Genomic DNA, 19,859 nt, shown 5'->3' on the forward strand with positions numbered 1-19,859 from the left:
TTATAAGCTCTTTTTAGTGTAATGGTAGTAGATTCTAATAGTATTTCCAAAAATAATAAACGTATCGCTAAAAATACGTTTTTCTTATATATTCGGATGTTTCTAATAATGTTAGTGTCCCTTTACACTTCACGTGTAGTATTGAAAGTCTTGGGTGTTGAAGATTTTGGGATATATAATGTAGTTGGAGGTGTAGTAGCAATGCTGAATATTATAGTTAATACATTGTCACGAGCCAGTACCCGTTTTATCACATTTGCTTTAGGAAAGGACGACAAGGAAGAATTGAAACAAATTTTTTCAACAGTGATCTGTATTCATCTTCTTTTGGCTGGACTTCTTGTTCTTGTAGGGGAGACTGTTGGTTTGTGGTTTGTATGTAATAAATTGGTTATACCAGCAGAAAGAATGACCGCTGCTTTATGGGTGTATCATAGTTCTATTTTAATTGCAGTTGTTACTTTTGTGAATATACCTTATAATGCTTTGATTATTGCGCATGAGCGGATGGGGGCTTTTGCTTATATTTCTATAATAGAGGTTTTTCTAAAATTATTAGTGGCATGGACTTTGATTTATACGTCTCAGGATAAATTAATTATATATGCTGTACTTCTCTTTGTTGTTCAATTTTTAATACGGATAGTATATGGCTATTATTGTTCTATCCATTTCCCGGAATGTAAGGTTAAGTTAGTTTGGAATGTACAATGGCTGAAAAAAATTTTTGCTTATGTAGGATGGACATTAAATGGAAGTTTTGCGATTGTGGGATATACACAGGGTATTAATATACTTTTAAATCTTTTTTTTGGCCCTGCAGTCAATGCCGCACGGGCTATTGCTGTCCAAGTAGAAGCTGCTGTTGTTTCTTTTGTGCAAAATTTTCAAACAGCAGTTAGACCTCAGATTGTAAAATCATATGCTATGTCTGATATACTATATATGCATAAATTGATTATTATGTCTTCAAAGTATGGCTTTTTTTTGATGCTATTAATAGTTTTGCCACTTACATTATGCATAAATCCAATATTAAAAATGTGGTTAGGAAATGTGCCTGAATATACAGCTGGTTTTGTGCGTATAATGTTTATTGTTGCGTTGTTATGGCCTTTACGTGGTGCTATGATTGATGCAATTCATGCGACGGGGGATATAAAGAAATTTCAAATATACGAAGGGACTTCTCTTTTATTGACTGTTCCTATTGCTTATCTGGCATTGGAATTTTATCATATTTCTCCAGAAATTGTCATGTGTATCTACCTTTTTGTTGAACTTTTTACACAGGGCATACGAATTTGGATTGTCTTGAGTAAAATATCTATTTCCTATCGTTGTTATTTTAGAGAAGTCTTATATCCGATTGGTATATCTTCTTTGTTTGCTTTTATTCCATTCTTCTTGATTCATATGACAGAAAACGAGGAATTTTCTAAAGTTGTGCTTTATATGGCTGCGTCTTTTTTTTACGTATTGATGTGTATATTGATTTTTGGAATGAAATGGACGGAGCGGATTTGGACGTTTAATTATATTAAAAAATTAGTATGGATATTTATAAGGAAAGTGACTTTCTGGAGATGAAGTGTATCTGTTGGTTGATATTGAAGGAACGAAAGTTCGGAGGGTTATAAAAATCATAAAAGAAGATATAGAATGAAGTTAGTACTTGGAACAATGACATTCGGAGAGTCCGTATTCGCTCCGAATGTGGATGAGTTTGTAGAGATGTTTCTAGATGCGGGATATGAGGAGCTTGATACGGCATATGTCTACAACGAAGGGAACTGTGAAAAGCTGTTGGGAGAGGTTCTGCCTAAACTCCGCAGCCCGTATAAAATTTCAACAAAAGTGAATCCTCGGATTACCGGTAAGTTGGACGGAGAAGCTGCCTATATTCAACTAAACGAGTCGTTAAAAAGGCTAGGGGTTCCTGTAGTAGATATTTTCTATCTTCATTTTCCCGATCCTGCAACGCCGGTGGAAAACGTTTTGGAGGCCTGTAATAATCTCTATCGAGAAGGAAAATTCAGAGAGTTAGGACTTTCTAATTTTCCGGCATGGATGGTTGTGGATGTATGGCATATCTGCCATAAGAACGGTTGGGTATTGCCGACTGTGTTCGAGGGTATTTACAACCCTTTGACTAGAAAAGCAGAAACTGAGCTGAACGAATGCTTGAATCATTTCGGGATTCGTTTCTATGCCTATAATCCGATGGCTGGCGGATTACTTACAGGACGTTATGGAAGATATGAGGACGCTCCGATGGATGGGCGCTTCACGCATCGTCCGAACTACCAGAAGCGTTACTGGAAAAAGAGCTATTTCGATGCTGTGGAAATTATCAAATTGGCCTGCGAGGAAGAGGGTATTACTACTATTGAAGCAACTTATCGCTGGCTTGCTTATCATTCTATGTTGAATGTGGAACGTGGGGATGCGATTATCATCGGTGCTTCCAAGGCGGATCACCTGAAGCAGAATATGGAAACAGTGAAAGCGGGTCCCTTGTCGGATGCGGTCGTGGATGCTTTTGAAAAAGCCTGGCAGCACTGTAAAGCGGATTGTCCTGAATACTTCACTTTGTATAAAGGTAAAGGCTCTGTGGGAGGAGAGAAGAAATAATGCTGAATCAAGAAAGAGTATTTGATGTGTTGGCAAAGCATGGTGTTACATTCTTTACGGGTGTACCGGATTCTTATTTGAATGGTTTCTGTAATTATGCCCTAAACAATTGTGGAAGTAGAAATATCATTGCGGCCAATGAGGGGAATGCGGTAGGTATTGCCTCCGGACATTATTTTGCAACTAAAGAGATTCCTCTTGTCTATATGCAGAACAGTGGACTGGGGAATACGGTGAATCCTTTGGTAAGTCTTGTGGATAAGGATGTGTATGCTGTTCCTATGCTTTTACTTGTCGGCTGGCGTGGGCAAGGAAACTCTGAGCCGAATCATCCGCAGCATAAGCTACAGGGGGAGATTACACCCGAACTGCTGGAAATCATGCACATCCCCTACACCATCCTTGATGATGACGATGATAAGTTTGCTAAAACAGTGGAGAAAGCGGTCAAATATTGTAAAGAATCCCGACAGCCTTACGGTTTGATCGCACCAAAGGGTGTCATGGCGGCGAGTGATAAGCCGAATAACGTGGACAATACTTATCCAATGAGTAGGGAAGAAGCAATAGAAATCATTTTGAACAATATGCCGGAGAATACCATCTATTCCGCAACGACAGGAAGAGCAACTAGAGAACTGTTTTTCTTGCGAGAAAAGAGAGGTGAAACAAAAGCGCATGACTTTCTCAATGTCGGTTCTATGGGACATGCAAGCTCTGTGGCGTTTGGGATTGCACTGGAGAGACTTGAACGGAAGGTTGTTGCTTTGGATGGTGATAGTGCCTGCATGATGCATATGGGGGCAATGACAATGGTCAGCAAGCTTGATGCTCCAAACTTCATGCATATCGTTTTGAACAATGGAGCGCATGAGTCTGTGGGCGGGCAACCATCTGCCGGTCATAAGGTTGACTTTACCAAAATAGCGGAGGCATGCGGATATGCGACGGTCGGACATCCTGTAACAACAAAGGTGGAGCTGAAGGAGGCTTTGGAAATTCTACGTGATTGTAGCAAGGCGTCTTTCATTGATTGCCGAATTCATAAGGGATTGAGCAGAAAATTGCCACCGATTGTGTTTGAGCACAGAAAAGTGATAAATGACCTGATAGATGATTTGAACGAATAAAAATAATAATGGGTAACAAAACAAAGTCCCGTATTAATCGGAAGGGAGAAATATAATCATGAACAGTATGGAAAAAACAAGAGAATTTCTGAAGTCAATCGGTCTCCCCGGAGGGGATGCATACGATTTGCCTACTTCTGAAAAACGATTTGCGGATGGTGGCCAGTACCGCTTTGAAGTTCCCGGAATTCAAGGCCCGAAAGTAATGCAGGCTCTTTTGGAGGCAATGGATGGGTACGGTTTGTACCTGCACCGTGTAACGCAGACTCAGGGTATTATACGTTTGACAGATGAGGAGATTGGTAAGATGGTGGAGCTTGCCCACAAATGGCAGACTGATCTGATTCTTGCCATCGGCCCCCGTGCAACCACGGACACGTCTGCGTCGGTACATACGGAGGAGGGTGTTCGTATGGGGTATCGTTTGCGTGGTCAGGAGCAGATTGTTCGCGCCATAGAGGATGTGAAACGTGCCGCTCGTCTCGGATGCCGTAGCTTCCTTGTTTATGATGAAGGATGCCTGTGGGCATTGAACGAAATGCGCAAAGCAGGAGAGATTCCTACGGACTGTCATTTTAAGGTATCTGCCCATACGGGACACGGAAATCCTTGTTCCGCAAAGTTGTTGGAAAGAATTGGAGCAGACTCTATAAATCCTGTTCGTGACATTCAGCTCCAAATGTTAGCGGCTATGCGTCAGGCAGTGGACTGTCCAATCGACATTCATACCGAAAACCCGAAATCCACAGGTGGGTTTATCCGTCATTACGAAGTGCCGGAAATGATCCGTATAGCCGCACCGATTTACCTTAAGACCGGAGGTTCCGTGGCTGTGACTCACAGCTGGAGCAGTACCGAGGACGATGCGCGTAAGCGCGCAAAACAGTGCTGCCTTGTGAAGCGCATGATTGATGAGTATTATCCGGAAGCTGTTTGGTCTCCGAGAGGCAGTCTACTTTAAGATATTAAGATTGAAGTTCAGACGAATAGATAGAAAAGGAAAAGAAAAGAATAATCATGAGACATCATTTGTATAATCCGGGTTTCAAATTTGTAGTGGAACCTGAGCATTTTAATAAGTATACTGACCGTGAGTTGCTTCAGTATTGCCTTGGAGCAACCATGTACATGCCGGGGTTCAAGGACTTTACTCCAAAAATATTAAATAACTCAATACAAGGTCTGACAACCATAGTTCTCTGTTTTGAGGATGCCTGCCCGGAAGAAAAAGTTCCAGAAGCTATGGATAACGTTCATCATCTGTTGGCAACGGTAACGGAAGCTGTGGAAAATGGAACGTTGGATGCCGATAAGGTTCCGCTGATCTTTGTCCGTATTCGTAATCTTGCTCAGTTCAAGGCATTTGGAGAAAGGTTGACGAAACAGGAGGTTAAGTCCTTGTGTGGTATTAACTTCCCGAAATTTAACGCCGAGAATGGCTATGAATATTATGCATACCTACGAGATCTGAATGACCGCTTTGGTGAGATCCTCTATGGTATGCCGATTATTGAGGATGCGGAAGTTGCTTATAAAGAAACTCGCATGATAGAGTTGATGGGTATTAAAAAGATTTTGGACAAGTATCGTGATCTGGTGCTACAGGTTCGTGTCGGAGGTACGGATTTTAGCTCCGTATTTGGTGTGCGTCGTGGTGTCGATTATTCGATTTATGATATTATGGCGGTGCGTGAGTGCTTGTCTGATATCATCAATGTTTGTGGACGCGACAATGATTATGTAATTTCCGGTCCTGTCTGGGAGTATTTTCGTGCTCCAAAGGAATTGATGTTTGAGGAGCTTCCGAATCATGGCATTGAGGACTATCTGATGAAGAGGTTGCCTATTGTAAATAATGAGATTGATGGACTGCTTAGGGAGGTCATTCAAGATAAAGCGAATGGATTTGTTGGGCGTACTGTCATCCATCCCACCCATGTGAAGTTTGTCAATGCATTGATGGCGGTTACAAAGGAAGAGTACGACGATGCCTGTCAGATTCTCGGTACAGGCGGTGGTGTGGTAAAGAGTTCTGGCGGCAATAAGATGAATGAAATCAAGCCGCACACCAATTGGGCGAAGAAGGTTTACAACAGGGCACGTGCATTTAGCGTTATTGAGAATGAAGGTGCTTATGTTAAGTTGTTTGCTGTAAATGAGTAATATGACAAGGAGAATATCATGAGTGTTGAAATACATACACCAATCACAGAAGAAGCAGCGGCAATCTTGCAAGTTGGAGATACCGTCACCATAACCGGTTATATCCTCTGTGGTCGTGATGCTGTATTACCTAAGGTCATTAAAATGGTAAAAGAGGGCGAAGTAGATGGGCTTGGTATTTCTCTGCAAGGAAATGTTATTTTCCATACTGCGGTCAGCCCTGCAGGTGTGGGACCTACATCCAGTAATAAACTGGAGATTGAGAGTAGTATGGAACCATTGAGTAAAGCGGGAATCAAGCTGCATCTTGGCAAAGGGGCAATCCATAAGGAAACAGTGGAAGCTTTACATAAATATAATGCTGTTTATGCGGTTATTCCGCCAGTGACGGCCTTGCTTGCAGATAAAACCATTGAGCAGAAGCTTGTGGCTTTCCCGGAACTTGGTATGGAAGCGTTATATCAGTTGAAAGTAGTACAATATCCGGCTATTATTGCGGCTGCACATGGGAGGAGCATTTATGAATAAGAATTATGAGAAAATAGTTTCGCTTGTTTGCGATACGCTTGTAGAGGCAGGCTCCACTTTCCGAGAAGATAAGAAGAAAGCTTATAAAAGAGTAATCGCATCGGAAGATAACGAGAGGGCTAAGTGGGTTTTGGAGACCGTACTTGCGAATGCGGAAGCTGCGGAGAAAAATCATAGTCCACTTTGTGATGATACCGGTATCCCGCACATGGTGCTGGAGGTTGGTCAGGATGCGGCAGTGACCGGTCGGATGCTGGACGCTATTAGGGAAGGAATTGCAGAAGGTCTGCGTAGACTTCCTGGACGACCAATGGGCATTATGGGGGATGACAGCCATAGAATTGATCAGTCCGGTGGTTTGAATCCTGATAGTGCAGGAGTGGAACCTGCTCCGATATTAATCCGACGCTGTCAAGACAATGTTATTAGACTGCACATTTTGATGTTTGGTGGCGGTCCTGCTATTAGGGCAAAAACTTACCGTGTATTCCATAAGCACAATACGCAGGTGGTGTTAGATGAAATCGTAAACTGGGCGACAGAAGGTGTTACTCAGCTCGGATGTTCACCATGCACATTGGCTGTGGGTGTTGGGAGAAGCCATTTTGAAGCTACATCTATGATGCTTCAGGCTCAAGTGGATGGTAGATATGATTTTCAAAGCGAGATGGAGCAGGAAATAACGAGACGTGTGAATGAAGCAAATATAGGACCTCTTGGCCTTCATGGTAAGACGAGCGTGATTGCGACCTTTATGAAGGTTGGTCCACAGCGTGCAAGTGGCGTTAGGATAGTCTGCGTTCGTCCGACCTGTTGCTTTGAACCGAGGATAGCGAGTGTTGAACTTGAGTAATAAGGGGATATATCTCCTCTTCTATGTCTTCAACTCCCATGGTGTCAATCATGGGAGTACATATCGCCGATATGCTTATCGGTATAACGCCAAAAAAGAAAGAGGAACTTCCATGGAAGTGTTTGCAAGAAATGAGAACCACAAAGGTGCGATGATGAATGTGTAGATGATAGAATAGACTGTAGAATCGATATAGAATAAAGATTTTGTACCGGTCTTCTTTCTCCCTTCGGGGAGGTAAGGAGGCCGGTTCTGTTTTTATGTATGCCTTGATGATCCATATATAAATGTGGGATTCGGCCTTCTGCGGCGCAGGGATAAATATTCCCCCTGTGATCGTGGAAATGAAAAATCTTATGAAAGATTTGAAGGGACTATTAGGCGAATTTCGGGGTTGGCCTACCGTTGAGTTGTTTAGTGTGCGTCTGGCCGGATTGTCGGCGGAAGATAGGGAAAGGCATTTGCTGGGGTTTTGTAAGCTGGCTTTCGGGCATTATGAAGAGTTGCCGATGGGATATCGGAGATTGGTGGATGGTTATTTGGATAGGGAGCGAGGGGAGAACTTGATGGTGTGGTATTTGACAAGGCATACGCCGTGGAAGAATGCCCGTTATGAGTTGCATCGACCGGACTTGTTTTTGCGGATGGCGAAGCTGGTGGAGTTTACGGATCGGGATGGGCGTTTGCCTTATTCTCATTTGGCGGCTTGTTTATGTATGGCGTTTTCCGTCCGGAGTTTATCGGATCCTAATTCGGAGGTCTTGCCGAAATCCTTGGCTAGCCGTTTGAGCGCATTGAATATATTACCAAGTGATATTTTGGAACTGGCGGGGAAGAGGGAAATAACGGATGAGATGTGATTCTTTATTGATAAATGTTAAATGTACGTGGATTGAAGTCGATGAAATTTGGTGTGTTTTTCGTTGATTTGGGAATGTGTGTGTTGGCTGCTAGGTCGTTAACTGTTTTGCGTCATCGAAGTCAGGCTTTGTGGCTATTATACCTTTGTCATGTGTTCGAAGCATGGTTACATTCATTTATTCATTAAAAACGTATAGTTATGGCATTGAAATTTAAATTAGTAATGAGAAAGAATCTAGGTGAGGATCACGAATCTATTCCTGAAAAGGTATACGCTCAAATGGTGTATGGAGATCTGGTTACTTTTGATGAATTTGCGGAGGAGGTGGCAGATAGCTCTGGTGTAGGTAGCGCTAGCGTGAAGGCGGTTCTGGATCGTATGAATGTGGTGTTGGTCCGTCATTTACAGCATGGCAGGCGTGTCAGTGTAGGTGAGCTGGGACTTTTCCGCTTTTGTTTCGGATCGTCGGGGGTACCGGATGAGAAGACGTTTTCAACGAACTTGATTCGGGAGCCGAAAGTACGGTTCTACCCGGGCAAGGCGCTACGCGTAGCCAAGAGCCGGACAAGTTTTGAGAAGACTGTGCTTCCAAATGAAGAAGATACGGGTGGAAACGGGAGTGATAGTGAAAGTCCGGATGAAATCTAAGAGCTATGAGGCGTTTGACGATTCAATTAATTGTTGCGATCCTGCTCTCAATGAGCGGGATCACACTTCTCTTCAGCGGATTCTGGATTGATCCGCAAGGATTGATCGATAACAGTGTACTGGTGGCTTTCGGTGAGATCAGTACGTTTGCCGGGGCCCTTTTTGGAGTGGACTACTCTTATAAATTGAAAATTAATAATTGAAAATTGAAAATTATGGAAAGACATGATAAAAGGTTAACAGAGCATTTTTGTTTGGATGAGTTTACTTATAGTGGTATTGCCGTGGACAATGCGATAAATAATCAGCCTCCTCCTTGTGCATGTCTAGCGCTTCAAAATTTGGCAGTTGGTTTATTGGAACCATTACGTCTATTGTATGGGGCACCGATTGCTATATTGAGTGGATATCGGAATGAGAAGGTAAATCGTCTTGCTGGCGGGGTCGTTACCAGCCAACACTTGAAAGGAGAAGCGGCAGATTGCTATGTTGCCGATGGGCCGGAAAAATTGTTGGATGTATTGCAATGTTCCGGTTTAGTATTTGACCAAGCTATATTATATGGACGAAGACGTTTTTTGCATCTTTCCTTAAAGATAAATGGAAATAACAGGATGCAAGTGTTAGTTTATATGCTTTGTGTTGTCTGTATGTTCTGTAGTTGTGGAGCGTTAGTTCTTTTTTAATAATAAAACTGTGTGGACTGAAAAGGATATGATATATTTGCCTCCTATGATTAAACTTGAATATCTAAAAAAGATACGTGTTCGTTGGATTATATTGGCGATTTTTCTTGTCGCAATATGGATCGTGATGGGAAATCCCAGATTAGGCGAATGGTATTCCCGTTCGATTTATCCATGGGTATCGGGTATGCTATCTCGTTTCTCCTGCTTGTTCCCTTTTTCCGTAGGGGATTGTTTTATTTATGGTAGCATCGCCGGGTTATTAGGGTATCTGTCGTATGCGATTATAAGGAGGCGGAGGATCGGGAGGACAATAAGGCATGTCGTGGAATATCTGGCATGGGTGTATGTCTGGTTCTATATCGCTTGGGGATTGAATTATTTCCGGGAAGATTTTTTCACTCGTACGCGAACCACTTATGTGCCTTTTTCCTCGGAACATTTCCAATCCTTCTTGGATGCCTACACGGATTCCCTGAACGCCTCATGGGTTCCGATAGAGACGATCGATCGGGAGGTCGTGAAAGAGGCGGTGCAGGAAGGATATCGGGAATTGCCTACTCGTTTCGGGCTTACCACTCCCGGAACCTATCTTCATCCTAAAACGATGCTGTTCTCCCGGTTGATGAGTGGAGTAGGGGTGATGGGATATATGGGGCCGTTTTTTACGGAGTTCAATTTGAACGGCCAGCTCTTGCCCGTGCAATATCCCGCCACCTACGCCCATGAGATGGCTCATGTGCTTAGTATATCCAACGAGGCCGAGGCTAATCTATACAGTTATTTAATATGCACGGGTTCTTCCGTGCCGGAAATCCGGTTCTCTGGTTACTTCTCTTTGCTGCCTTATGCGCTGAGTAACGCATATGTGGCTTTGGATAAGGACGCTTTTGAGGCATGGAAGAAAAGATTACGCCCCGAGATCAAGGACTTGTATAACGAGAAAGTCGCCTATTGGCAATCCTTATACAGCCCGTTGATCGGCGAGGCACAAGACGTGGTCTATAATCTTTTCCTGAAAGGCAATAAGATACCTACTGGAACCGCTAATTATTCGGAGGTGATCGCCTTATTGATCGCTATTGTCTAATTCGAAAGAAATCACTAACTTTGCGGCAATTTTTTAGAAGCAAGATAAATACATCGCGATATGAGTAAGAAATTTACCGAATATTCTAAGTTTGACTTGTCGAACGTAAATAAAGAGGTGCTGAAGAAATGGAAGGATGGAGACATCTTCCATAAGAGTCTTGAAACAAGAGAGGGACATCCTACATTCGTATTCTACGAGGGTCCTCCATCCGCAAACGGTATGCCGGGTATTCACCATGTTATCGCCCGTTCGATTAAGGATATTTTCTGCCGCTATAAAACCATGAAGGGATTCTTGGTGAATCGTAAGGCGGGTTGGGATACACACGGTCTGCCTGTCGAGTTAGGCGTGGAGAAGGCTTTGGGCATCACGAAGGAAGATATCGGTAAGAAGATTTCTGTCGCTGAGTATAACGCCGCTTGCCGTAAGGACGTGATGAAGTTCACGAAAGAGTGGGAGGATCTGACGCAGAAGATGGGTTATTGGGTGGATATGGAGAATCCGTATATCACATATGATAACCGCTATATCGAGACCTTGTGGTATCTATTGAAAGAGCTTTATAAGAAAGGCCTTTTATATAAAGGCTATACGATCCAACCGTATTCTCCCGCCGCGGGTACGGGCTTGAGCACGCACGAGTTGAACCAACCAGGCTGTTATCGTGACGTGAAGGATACGACTTGTACGGCACAGTTCCATATATTGGACCCGAAACCGGAGATGGCACAATTCGGCGATCCTTATTTCTTGGCATGGACAACGACTCCTTGGACGTTGCCTTCCAATACGGCGCTTTGTGTAGGCCCGAATATTACTTATCTGGCTGTACAGACTTATAATCCTTACACGGGTATCCCGATGACTGCTGTTATAGCGAAAGATTTATTGTCTGCTTATTTCAATCCGAAAGCAGCGGAGCTTTCTTTGTCTGATTACAAACCGGGTGACAAGCTGGTTCCTTTCAGCGTAGTAGGTGAGTGGAAGGGTTCCGAGTTGGCCGGTATGAAATATGAGCAATTGATCCCATGGGTAAATCCGGGTGAAGGTGCATTCCGTGTGATCACGGGTGATTTCGTTACGACAGAGGATGGTACGGGTATCGTACATATCGCGCCGACGTTTGGTGCGGACGATAACCGTGTGGCAAAAACATTCGGGGTTCCTCCTTTGATGATGCAGGATAAGGATGGAAATATGCGCCCTATGGTGGATATGACCGGTAAGTTCTATAAGCTGGAAGACTTGGCTCCGGAGTTTGTACAAAATTGTATGAACGCCTCTGATTATGATCCATGGCAAGGAAAATTCGTGAAGAACGCTTACGATGATACGAAGACGGATAAAGATGAGACGTTAGATATAGAGATCTGCATGATGCTGAAGGCCCAGAACCGGGTGTTCAAGATCGAGAAGCATGTCCACAATTACCCGCATTGCTGGCGTACCGATAAACCGGTATTGTATTATCCGTTGGATAGCTGGTTCATCCGTACGACCGCTTGCCGTGAGCGTATGATCGAGTTGAACAATACGATCAACTGGAAACCGCAGAGCACGGGTACGGGACGTTTCGGCAAATGGCTGGAGAACTTGCAAGACTGGAACTTGAGCCGCAGCCGTTATTGGGGTACTCCGTTACCGATCTGGCGTACGGAAGATGGTAGCGAGGAGAAGTGTATCGGTTCCGTGGTAGAGCTGTTCGGCGAGATCGAGAAATCGGTGAAGGCCGGCTTTATGGAGTCTAACCCTTATAAGGACTTCGCTCCGGGAGATTATACGAAGGAAAACTACGAGAAGATCGATTTGCACCGTCCGTATGTGGATGATATTATCTTGGTTTCCGCTTCCGGCAAGCCGATGAAGCGTGAGACAGACTTGATCGACGTATGGTTCGATTCCGGCGCTATGCCTTATGCCCAGATCCACTATCCGTTCGAGAACTTGAAGGAGTTCGATAATCGTCAGATCTATCCGGCTGACTTTATCGCTGAGGGTGTTGACCAGACACGCGGTTGGTTCTTTACCCTGCACGCTCTGGGTACCATGATTTTTGATAGCGTGGCTTACAAGGCTGTCGTGTCTAACGGTCTGGTATTGGATAAGAACGGAAACAAGATGTCTAAACGCTTGGGCAACGCTGTTGATCCATTCTCTACGATCGAGAAGTATGGTTCGGACCCGTTGCGTTGGTACATGATCACGAACGCTTCACCATGGGATAATATTAAGTTTGATATCGATGGTATCGAGGAAGTTCGCCGTAAGTTCTTTGGTACATTATATAATACGTATTCATTCTTTGCTTTGTACGCGAACGTGGATGGCTTCGACTACTCCGATCCGGATGTGGAATGGAGTAAGCGTCCGGAGATTGACCGTTGGATCCTTTCTCTGTTGAACAGCTTGGTGAAGGATGTGGATGGCTACTTGGAGGCTTACGAGCCGACTCGTGCCGGACGTGCTATCTCTGATTTCGTAAATGATAACTTGAGTAACTGGTATGTGCGTTTGAACCGCCGCCGTTTCTGGGGTGGTGGTATGACGGAGGATAAGTTGTCCGCTTACCAGACTTTATATACTTGCTTGGAGACAGTGGCTAAGTTGATGGCTCCGATCGCTCCGTTCTATGCCGATCAGTTATTCTTGGACTTGGTCGCTGTTACGGGACGTGAGAACGTTGAGTCCGTACACTTGTCCGATTTCCCGGTTTACGACGAGTCTAAGATCGACAAGAATTTGGAAGAGCGTATGCAAATGGCTCAAGATGTTTCTTCTATGGTATTGGCTCTTCGCCGCAAGGTGAATATCAAGGTTCGCCAGCCGTTGCATACGGTAATGATTCCGGTTGTAGACGCTCATCAACAAGAGAGTATCGAGGCCGTGAAGAACCTGATCTTGAACGAGGTGAACGTGAAGGAGCTGAAGTTCGTGGATAATACGGCAGGTATCTTGGTGAAGAAGATCAAACCGGACTTTAAGAAGTTGGGCCCGCGCTACGGAAAGATCATGAAGGCGTTGGCCGCCACGATTCAATCGATGAGCCAAGAAGATATCAACGCTTTCGAGAAAGCCGGAACGTTTACCTTGATGGTAGATGGACAGGAGGCCGTTTTGGAGCGTACGGATGTAGAGATCATCTCTGAGGATATCCCGGGTTGGTTGGTCGCTAATGAAGGTCGCTTGACAGTCGCTTTGGATATTACCGTAACCGAGGATTTGCGTAAGGAGGGGCTGGCCCGTGAGTTGGTGAATCGTATCCAAAACTTGCGAAAGAGCAGCGGTTTCGATATAACGGATAAGATCCATGTATCCATTCTTTCTTGCGAGGAGATGGATGAGGCGATCCATGATTATAAGGATTATATCGCTAACCAAGTATTGGCGGAATCTATCGAAATCATGGATAATGCGATCAGCGACGCTACGGAACTCGATTTCGAGGACTTTAAATTGTCCGTAAAGATCGAGAAAGCTTAAAAATAGAATAGCATTTCTTGCGGAAGAATTAGGAATGAAATATAGGAAAATCGATAATTATATTATCTTTGCATGCAAAGAAGAAATAATATGATTTTATATTCATTCTTAATTCTTCTTTTTGATTGATATTTGAACGATTGTTGAACCTAAATTTTTTTTAGAACCATGGCAGAGAAGACAAGATATTCAGACGCTGAGCTCGAGGAGTTCCGCGCTATTATATTAGAGAAACTGGAAATCGCGAAGCGGGATTACGAGCTTTTGCGATCAGGGGTTACGAATTCCGACGGTAACGACGTGGCTGATACGTCTCCTACATTCAAGGTGCTGGAGGAAGGCGCTTCTACGTTATCGAAGGAAGAGGCGGGCCGTTTGGCGCAACGCCAGATGAAATTCATCCAGAATTTACAGGCCGCTTTGATCCGTATCGAGAATAAGACCTACGGTATTTGCCGGGAGACTGGTAAATTGATCCCGAAAGAAAGGCTACGTGCCGTGCCTCATGCGACTTTAAGTATCGAAGCAAAACAAGGAGGTGCAAAGTAAATGAGATATTCTAAAGGTTGGGGAGCAGTGTTAATCATAATACTGCTCCTTCTTCTTGACCAAGCGCTGAAAATATGGATTAAGACCCACATGCAGTTGCATGAGAGTATAGAGATAACTCCGTGGTTTTATCTCTATTTTACCGAGAATCCGGGTATGGCATTCGGTATAGAGGTGATTGGGAAATTATTCCTTTCCGTATTCCGTATCGTGGCTGTATTGTTTATCGGATATTATTTGTATAAGCTGGTTAAAGAAAATTATAAATTCGGTTTTATTGCCTGTATATCTTTGGTTTTCGCGGGGGCGGTGGGAAATATAATCGACTCGATATTCTATGGCGTGATCTTCGACCATAGTTTCGGGCAACTCGCTACTTTTATGCCGGAGGGAGGTGGTTATGCCTCTTGGCTGCACGGTAAGGTGGTGGATATGTTCTATTTTCCATTGATAGAGACCGTATTCCCTGATTGGGTTCCGATCTGGGGTGGACAGGAGTTCGTTTTCTTCCGTCCGATCTTTAATTTGGCGGACTCGGCGATTTGCGTGGGAGTTTTCCTTTTGTTAATATTTTATCGGCATACTTTGTCGGCTAGCCTTTCGAAAGAAGAGAAATAAATGCGGAGAAAATTACGGATATATGGTATGGCTTTATTAGCCACGACGTTGCTGGCGGCATGTAGTAAGGTTCCGGATGGTATTCTGTCGGAGAAAAAGATGCAGGGTGTCTTGACGGATATGTTGCTGGCTGAGGCCATGGTAAATGTGGATTATAACGCTTATAAATCCGATACCATGAAGCTTGCCTTGTATGAGTCTGTATTCCGTAAGCATGATATTACACAAGCGGTGTATGATAGCTCGTTGGTGTGGTACGGCCGTAACTTGGATATTTACATGGAGGTCTACAACCGGGTCTTGGCCGATCTTAATAAACGGATCAATAACTTAGGGGATGTGCAGGCGGACGCTGCGCCCGTATCTAACCGGGATTCCGTGGATATTTGGCCTCGCCGTTCTTATCTGGTCTTGTCTCCTACCTCTGTATTTAATGGGGTGACTTTCGATATACGTCCGGAAACGAATTATTCCTCGGGCAGTAGTTTCGTGCTGGGCATGCGTGTCTGGGGATTGAATAACAAAATGGCTTATAAGCCGGAGGTACGTTTAAGCGCGGACCAAGGTGATACGACCTTGACGGTGAATAGTAAGATCACGAAAGATGGATATCACGAGACGATCTTGAAGACTATACCAACTAAGAAAGTAAAGCGTGTGTTTGGATATATCCGTATGGATAATATGGATACGACTTATTATAAGGTGTATATAGATAGCTTAAGCTTGATGAAATATAACTATGGTAAGGAGCTTGCCGAATTACCCAAGGATTCTATTAAGTAATCTCTCTATTTGTTTATTGTACTTATGAGAAGAATTGCCGCTCATTACGTTTGGTGTAAGCAGGTTTATCGTATGCATTATATCGAACTGGATGATAATGGTGCGTTTCATGGTGTTTACCCGTTGAATGAGGAGATAGCTGGAACCGCTTTTTATGATGGAGTGCTGGTGCCGGTTCTTTCCTCGGAACCGGCGATTGGTTTTAAGCAGGTGATGGGATCTTGGCCGGCGTTAACCGAAAAGATTACGCCGGGTTGTTCAGTCCATATATATCGTTTAAGCGGGATTCCCTTGGCGTCTGCGAAACTCGGCACAGACCACGGCTGTAGCGATGGCCACATTGAGAGACTCTGAGGTGTCTCTTCCTTCCGGATAGTTCGGGATATACAATTTTTCGTTTACAAAAGCCTCGATGGCGGGACGTATTCCATTTCCTTCATTACCCATTATTAAGATACCGTTTCCGGATAAGGTTTTCTCATATAAGTTTTCTCCGCCAAGGAAGGTGCCGTATAAAGGTATGGCTTGGGCAGATTGGGCCTGTAAGAACGTTTCCAGATCGGTGTAATGTATTTTTACGTGGGCGAGCGCACCCATAGTGGCTTGTACGGTTTTTGGACTGAAAACATCGGCGGTATCTTTGCTGCATACGATATGGGAAATACCGAACCAGTCCGCTAACCGGATGATCGTACCTAAGTTGCCCGGATCTTGGATTCCGTCTAATGCGAGAACAAGCTCCTTTTCCGGCGTTATTTCCGTTATATCCCAATTGGGGCGTTTAAAGATCGCGAGTACATCTTGGGGATTTTTCAGGAAGCTGGCTTTACGAATATCATCTTTTTCCGCTACCAATAACTCCTTGGCCGGAATATCGCCTTGTGTAGCCATCCAAGATGGCTTGGCTATTAATAACTCACATTCAAAGGCCGGTAACATATCGGCTACCAATTTATTTCCTTCGGCTACAAAAACATTATTTTCATTCCGGAATTTCTTTAATTCCAGAGAACGGATGTATTTGACTTTGGTCTTGCTTAGCATCTTAGTTCTTTTTACAAAACAAAAGTACGGTAAATTCTTTAAATTCCAGTACATTCGCGATCGTAAAAAGCTTGGAATGATGAATCGATCTCTACGTATATGCTATTTTATCTGTATCGTACTACTGCTAGCCTCTTGTAGTACGACCAAGTTTGTGCCGGATGGGGAATATTTGCTGGATAAGGTGGAGATCGTGTCGGATAACAAGGATTATAAGTCTGCGGATTTAAAATCTTATCTTAGGCAGCAACCAAACTTCAAGGTGTTTGGTCTGATGAAGTGGCAGTTGTTTGTCTATGATTGGTCTGGTAAGAATGAGAAGAAATGGATCAATAAACAGTTACGTAGGATTGGTGAGCCTCCCGTGGTGCTGGATACGATGTTGGTGGAACAGTCCGCCATGGAACTAGAGCGTTTTTACATTAATAAAGGGTATGTCCATGCGGATGTATCAACGACGATCGATACGACACGCCATAAGAAAGCGGTTGTAACTTACCATATAAAGGCGAACGATCCGTATAGGATACGCAATTACACGATGAAGTTCCCCGATCCGAAAATTGATAGTTTGGCACATCTGAAAGCGCCTCGCCGCTCTCCCTTAGCTTCTGCGTTCCGGTCCTCACAGGAAGAGTATAACCAATTAGTTAAGGAAGGAACTTTATTTGACCGGGATATATTGGACAAGGAGCGGGAGCGTATTACGACCTTACTTCGCTGGAACGGGTATTATGGTTTTAATCGGGATTATTTAGGATATATCGCTGATAGTTCTTTTAACCAAAATGTCGTGGATCTTGATATGTCCATGAAACCTTATCGGAAGGTGTTGCCCAATGGGTCGGTAGAGGATCAGCCGCATCGTCAGTATTATATTAAGGATGTAACGGTCTTAACCGATTATAATCCGATGGGGGTAGGAGAGGACGCTAGTTTCATGGCTACAGATACGATGCTCAGCGCAGGGGTGAATATCGTATATGGCCGGAACGGGAAGAGTATCCGTCCGAGCGTGCTCCGGAGGAGTACTTATATTCGTCCGGGGCAATTATTTAGTGAGAAGAATATAGAGCAGACCTATTCGGCGTTCGCTTCTCTAAGGGCTTTGAGGAACGTAAATATACGTTTTACGGAAGTAGAGGAGCGGGATACGATGAAGTTGGATTGTTACATTCTCACTTCTCCCGCGAAGATAAATACAGTGGGAGTGGATTTGGAAGGTACTAACTCGGCGGGTGACTATGGGTTTGCCTCCAGCTTGAATTATCAGCATAGGAATATCTTCCGAGGATCGGAGCTGTTCTCGGCGAGGGTGAGAGGGGCTTACGAGGCGTTATCCGGAAATAAGGCGAATGGCTTTGGTAATTACTGGGAGTTAGGTGCGGAAGGGTCCTTGCTGTTTCCTCGTTTCTTGTTCCCGTTCTTGAGTTCGGATTTTCGTAGGCGGCTACGTGCGTCAACTGAAGCGAAAATAAGTTACAACCTGCAAAAACGTCCGGAGTATACGAGGGCGATTCTATCTGGTGGTTGGAGTTATATTTGGCAAGATCGGGGCAATACACAGGCACGCCATACCTTTAAGCTTGTAGACTTGAATTATGTGTATTTGCCGGATAAGAATATGGACTTTATCAATAGCTTGCCGGATTATATGGTGTTGTATAACTATACGAACCATTTTATCATGAGTTCGGGATATACTTATTCCTTCAGCAATTATTCTCCCCAGAATCGTTTGAGAAACACGCATTCCCTACGTGCGTCGGTCGAGGTCGCAGGGAATTTGTTGAGTGCCTTTTCGCATCTTACGGGGGCGAAGAAAAATGATGACGGTTATTATGAGTTGTTTGGTACGGAATATGCGCAATATGTGAAATTGGATTTCGATTTTAGTAAAGGAATCGTGCTTGACAGTCGTAACAAGTTAGCTTTCCATATAGGAGTGGGAGTGGGGATGGCTTATGGTAACTCAAACTATTTACCTTTTGAGCGTGCTTATTTCTCGGGGGGAGCGAATAGTGTCCGGGGATGGTCTGTACGAGAGTTAGGTCCGGGTAGTATGGAAGTTGACAGCACGACTTCTTTCGCTCTTCAATCGGGGGATATCCGCTTGGATTTGAACTTGGAATATCGAACGAAACTTTTTTGGAAGTTTGAATTGGCGGCTTACATAGATGCCGGAAACATATGGACCCGGAATGTATCAGATGAACGCTATAAGGCTGGAAACTTTGATTTCTCTCGTTTTTATAAGGAGATCGCTGTTTCCTATGGTTTGGGACTTCGTTTGGACTTTGATTTCTTTCTACTACGTTTAGATACAGGCTTTAAGGCTTATAATCCTCAGGAGAAAAAGTCTAGGCGTTGGGCGATAACCCGTCCTAATTTCAAGGATAATTTCGCCTTGCATTTTGCCGTTGGTTATCCATTCTAAATTCAATATGTAAAAAAGTGTACTAAAAGTTTGCAAGGAAAAGAAAAATCCTTACCTTTGCACCACGAAAATAAGGATGGTCAGGTAGCTCAGCTGGATAGAGCAACAGCCTTCTAAGCTGTGGGTCCTGGGTTCGAATCCCAGCCCGATCACGAGGGAGATTCTAAAAGAGTCTCCCTTTTTTGTTATAATCAGATGCCAGTTTTTTTCTTTTGCTTGTTTTGATGGCTCACCCGATAAACCTGGGGGATTAAGCATACAGCTTTGTAAGTCTGAAAAGAAAGAATTTTATATCCGTTACTCCTCTTAAAGCAGCTCTAAACGCCTTAATTTTAGCATTAAAAGACT

General features: G+C 43.8%; 19 protein-coding genes and 1 tRNA gene. 19 read left to right on the forward strand and 1 reads right to left on the reverse strand.

The features are described from left to right. The first annotated feature begins 21 nt into the window (after positions 1-21). The 17 genes from NBH16_RS12605 (at position 22) to NBH16_RS12685 (ending at position 16,384) form a co-directional block, all read left to right on the forward strand. Positions 22-1,590, forward strand: coding sequence for an oligosaccharide flippase family protein (locus NBH16_RS12605; protein WP_087346113.1), 1,569 nt, complete (start codon positions 22-24; stop codon positions 1,588-1,590). A 72-nt stretch (positions 1,591-1,662) separates the two neighbouring features. Beyond that, positions 1,663-2,634 (forward strand): aldo/keto reductase family protein, encoded by a 972-nt coding sequence (locus NBH16_RS12610; protein WP_005855512.1) that lies wholly within the window; start codon positions 1,663-1,665, stop codon positions 2,632-2,634. After that, the gene (gene aepY, locus NBH16_RS12615) at positions 2,634-3,764 is read left to right on the forward strand and encodes a phosphonopyruvate decarboxylase (RefSeq protein WP_130882285.1); all 1,131 of its coding nucleotides are present in this window, start codon (positions 2,634-2,636) and stop codon (positions 3,762-3,764) included. Before NBH16_RS12610 ends, aepY begins: the two co-directional genes overlap by 1 nt. Positions 3,765-3,891: 127 nt before the next feature. Continuing rightward, positions 3,892-4,725, forward strand: coding sequence for a peptidase (locus NBH16_RS12620; protein WP_250788682.1), 834 nt, complete (start codon positions 3,892-3,894; stop codon positions 4,723-4,725). Between the two features lie 56 nt (positions 4,726-4,781). After that, on the forward strand, positions 4,782-5,927 hold the full coding sequence (locus tag NBH16_RS12625; RefSeq protein ID WP_250788683.1) for an HpcH/HpaI aldolase/citrate lyase family protein: 1,146 nt from the start codon (positions 4,782-4,784) through the stop codon (positions 5,925-5,927). Between the two features lie 18 nt (positions 5,928-5,945). Next, positions 5,946-6,455 (forward strand): fumarate hydratase C-terminal domain-containing protein, encoded by a 510-nt coding sequence (locus tag NBH16_RS12630; RefSeq protein ID WP_036613448.1) that lies wholly within the window; start codon positions 5,946-5,948, stop codon positions 6,453-6,455. Then, positions 6,448-7,308, forward strand: coding sequence for a fumarate hydratase (locus NBH16_RS12635; RefSeq protein WP_036613479.1), 861 nt, complete (start codon positions 6,448-6,450; stop codon positions 7,306-7,308). The genes NBH16_RS12630 and NBH16_RS12635 overlap by 8 nt, the downstream gene beginning before the upstream one ends. 356 nt (positions 7,309-7,664) lie before the next feature. Next, positions 7,665-8,168, forward strand: coding sequence for a hypothetical protein (locus NBH16_RS12640; RefSeq protein ID WP_130882283.1), 504 nt, complete (start codon positions 7,665-7,667; stop codon positions 8,166-8,168). A gap of 200 nt (positions 8,169-8,368) precedes the next feature. Then, positions 8,369-8,818 carry an HU family DNA-binding protein gene (locus NBH16_RS12645; protein ID WP_005865250.1) on the forward strand — a complete coding sequence of 150 codons (450 nt, stop codon included), beginning with the start codon at positions 8,369-8,371 and terminating at the stop codon, positions 8,816-8,818. Positions 8,819-8,823: 5 nt separating this feature from the next. Further along, the gene (locus tag NBH16_RS12650) at positions 8,824-9,021 is read left to right on the forward strand and encodes a hypothetical protein (RefSeq protein WP_005865252.1); all 198 of its coding nucleotides are present in this window, start codon (positions 8,824-8,826) and stop codon (positions 9,019-9,021) included. Positions 9,022-9,033: 12 nt separating this feature from the next. Continuing rightward, positions 9,034-9,504, forward strand: a complete 471-nt coding sequence (locus tag NBH16_RS12655) for a D-Ala-D-Ala carboxypeptidase family metallohydrolase (RefSeq protein ID WP_005865254.1) — start codon at positions 9,034-9,036, stop codon at positions 9,502-9,504. Positions 9,505-9,550: 46 nt separating this feature from the next. Continuing rightward, the gene (locus NBH16_RS12660; RefSeq protein WP_250788684.1) at positions 9,551-10,594 is read left to right on the forward strand and encodes a DUF3810 domain-containing protein; all 1,044 of its coding nucleotides are present in this window, start codon (positions 9,551-9,553) and stop codon (positions 10,592-10,594) included. A 60-nt stretch (positions 10,595-10,654) separates the two neighbouring features. Continuing rightward, complete coding sequence (gene ileS, locus NBH16_RS12665; protein ID WP_005865260.1) at positions 10,655-14,077, forward strand: isoleucine--tRNA ligase; 3,423 nt, start codon at positions 10,655-10,657, stop codon at positions 14,075-14,077. A gap of 168 nt (positions 14,078-14,245) precedes the next feature. Next, the gene (locus tag NBH16_RS12670; protein WP_005855535.1) at positions 14,246-14,626 is read left to right on the forward strand and encodes a TraR/DksA family transcriptional regulator; all 381 of its coding nucleotides are present in this window, start codon (positions 14,246-14,248) and stop codon (positions 14,624-14,626) included. Further along, positions 14,627-15,244: a lipoprotein signal peptidase gene (locus NBH16_RS12675; protein ID WP_005865261.1), complete on the forward strand. Its 618-nt coding sequence runs from the start codon at positions 14,627-14,629 to the stop codon at positions 15,242-15,244. Beyond that, the gene (locus NBH16_RS12680) at positions 15,245-16,030 is read left to right on the forward strand and encodes a DUF4296 domain-containing protein (protein ID WP_008778515.1); all 786 of its coding nucleotides are present in this window, start codon (positions 15,245-15,247) and stop codon (positions 16,028-16,030) included. It begins immediately after the preceding gene. 9 nt (positions 16,031-16,039) lie between these two features. Continuing rightward, positions 16,040-16,384, forward strand: a complete 345-nt coding sequence (locus tag NBH16_RS12685) for a hypothetical protein (protein WP_250788685.1) — start codon at positions 16,040-16,042, stop codon at positions 16,382-16,384. Here NBH16_RS12685 and NBH16_RS12690 read toward each other — a convergent pair. Continuing rightward, entirely contained in the window at positions 16,307-17,074 is a 768-nt protein-coding gene (locus NBH16_RS12690; protein ID WP_057329213.1) for a TrmH family RNA methyltransferase, read from the reverse strand. The two genes, NBH16_RS12685 and NBH16_RS12690, sit on opposite strands and share 78 nt — an antisense overlap. A gap of 76 nt (positions 17,075-17,150) precedes the next feature. Between NBH16_RS12690 and tamL the strand changes: the two genes are divergently transcribed. Next, entirely contained in the window at positions 17,151-19,511 is a 2,361-nt protein-coding gene (gene tamL / locus NBH16_RS12695) for a translocation and assembly module lipoprotein TamL (RefSeq protein ID WP_005865267.1), read from the forward strand. Positions 19,512-19,589: 78 nt separating this feature from the next. Then, positions 19,590-19,663 (forward strand) — tRNA-Arg (locus tag NBH16_RS12700). Positions 19,664-19,859 lie beyond the last annotated feature (196 nt).

The organism is Parabacteroides sp. Y3-G-102 (genome assembly GCF_023656845.1).
Classification (GTDB): Bacteria; Bacteroidota; Bacteroidia; order Bacteroidales; family Tannerellaceae; genus Parabacteroides; species Parabacteroides distasonis.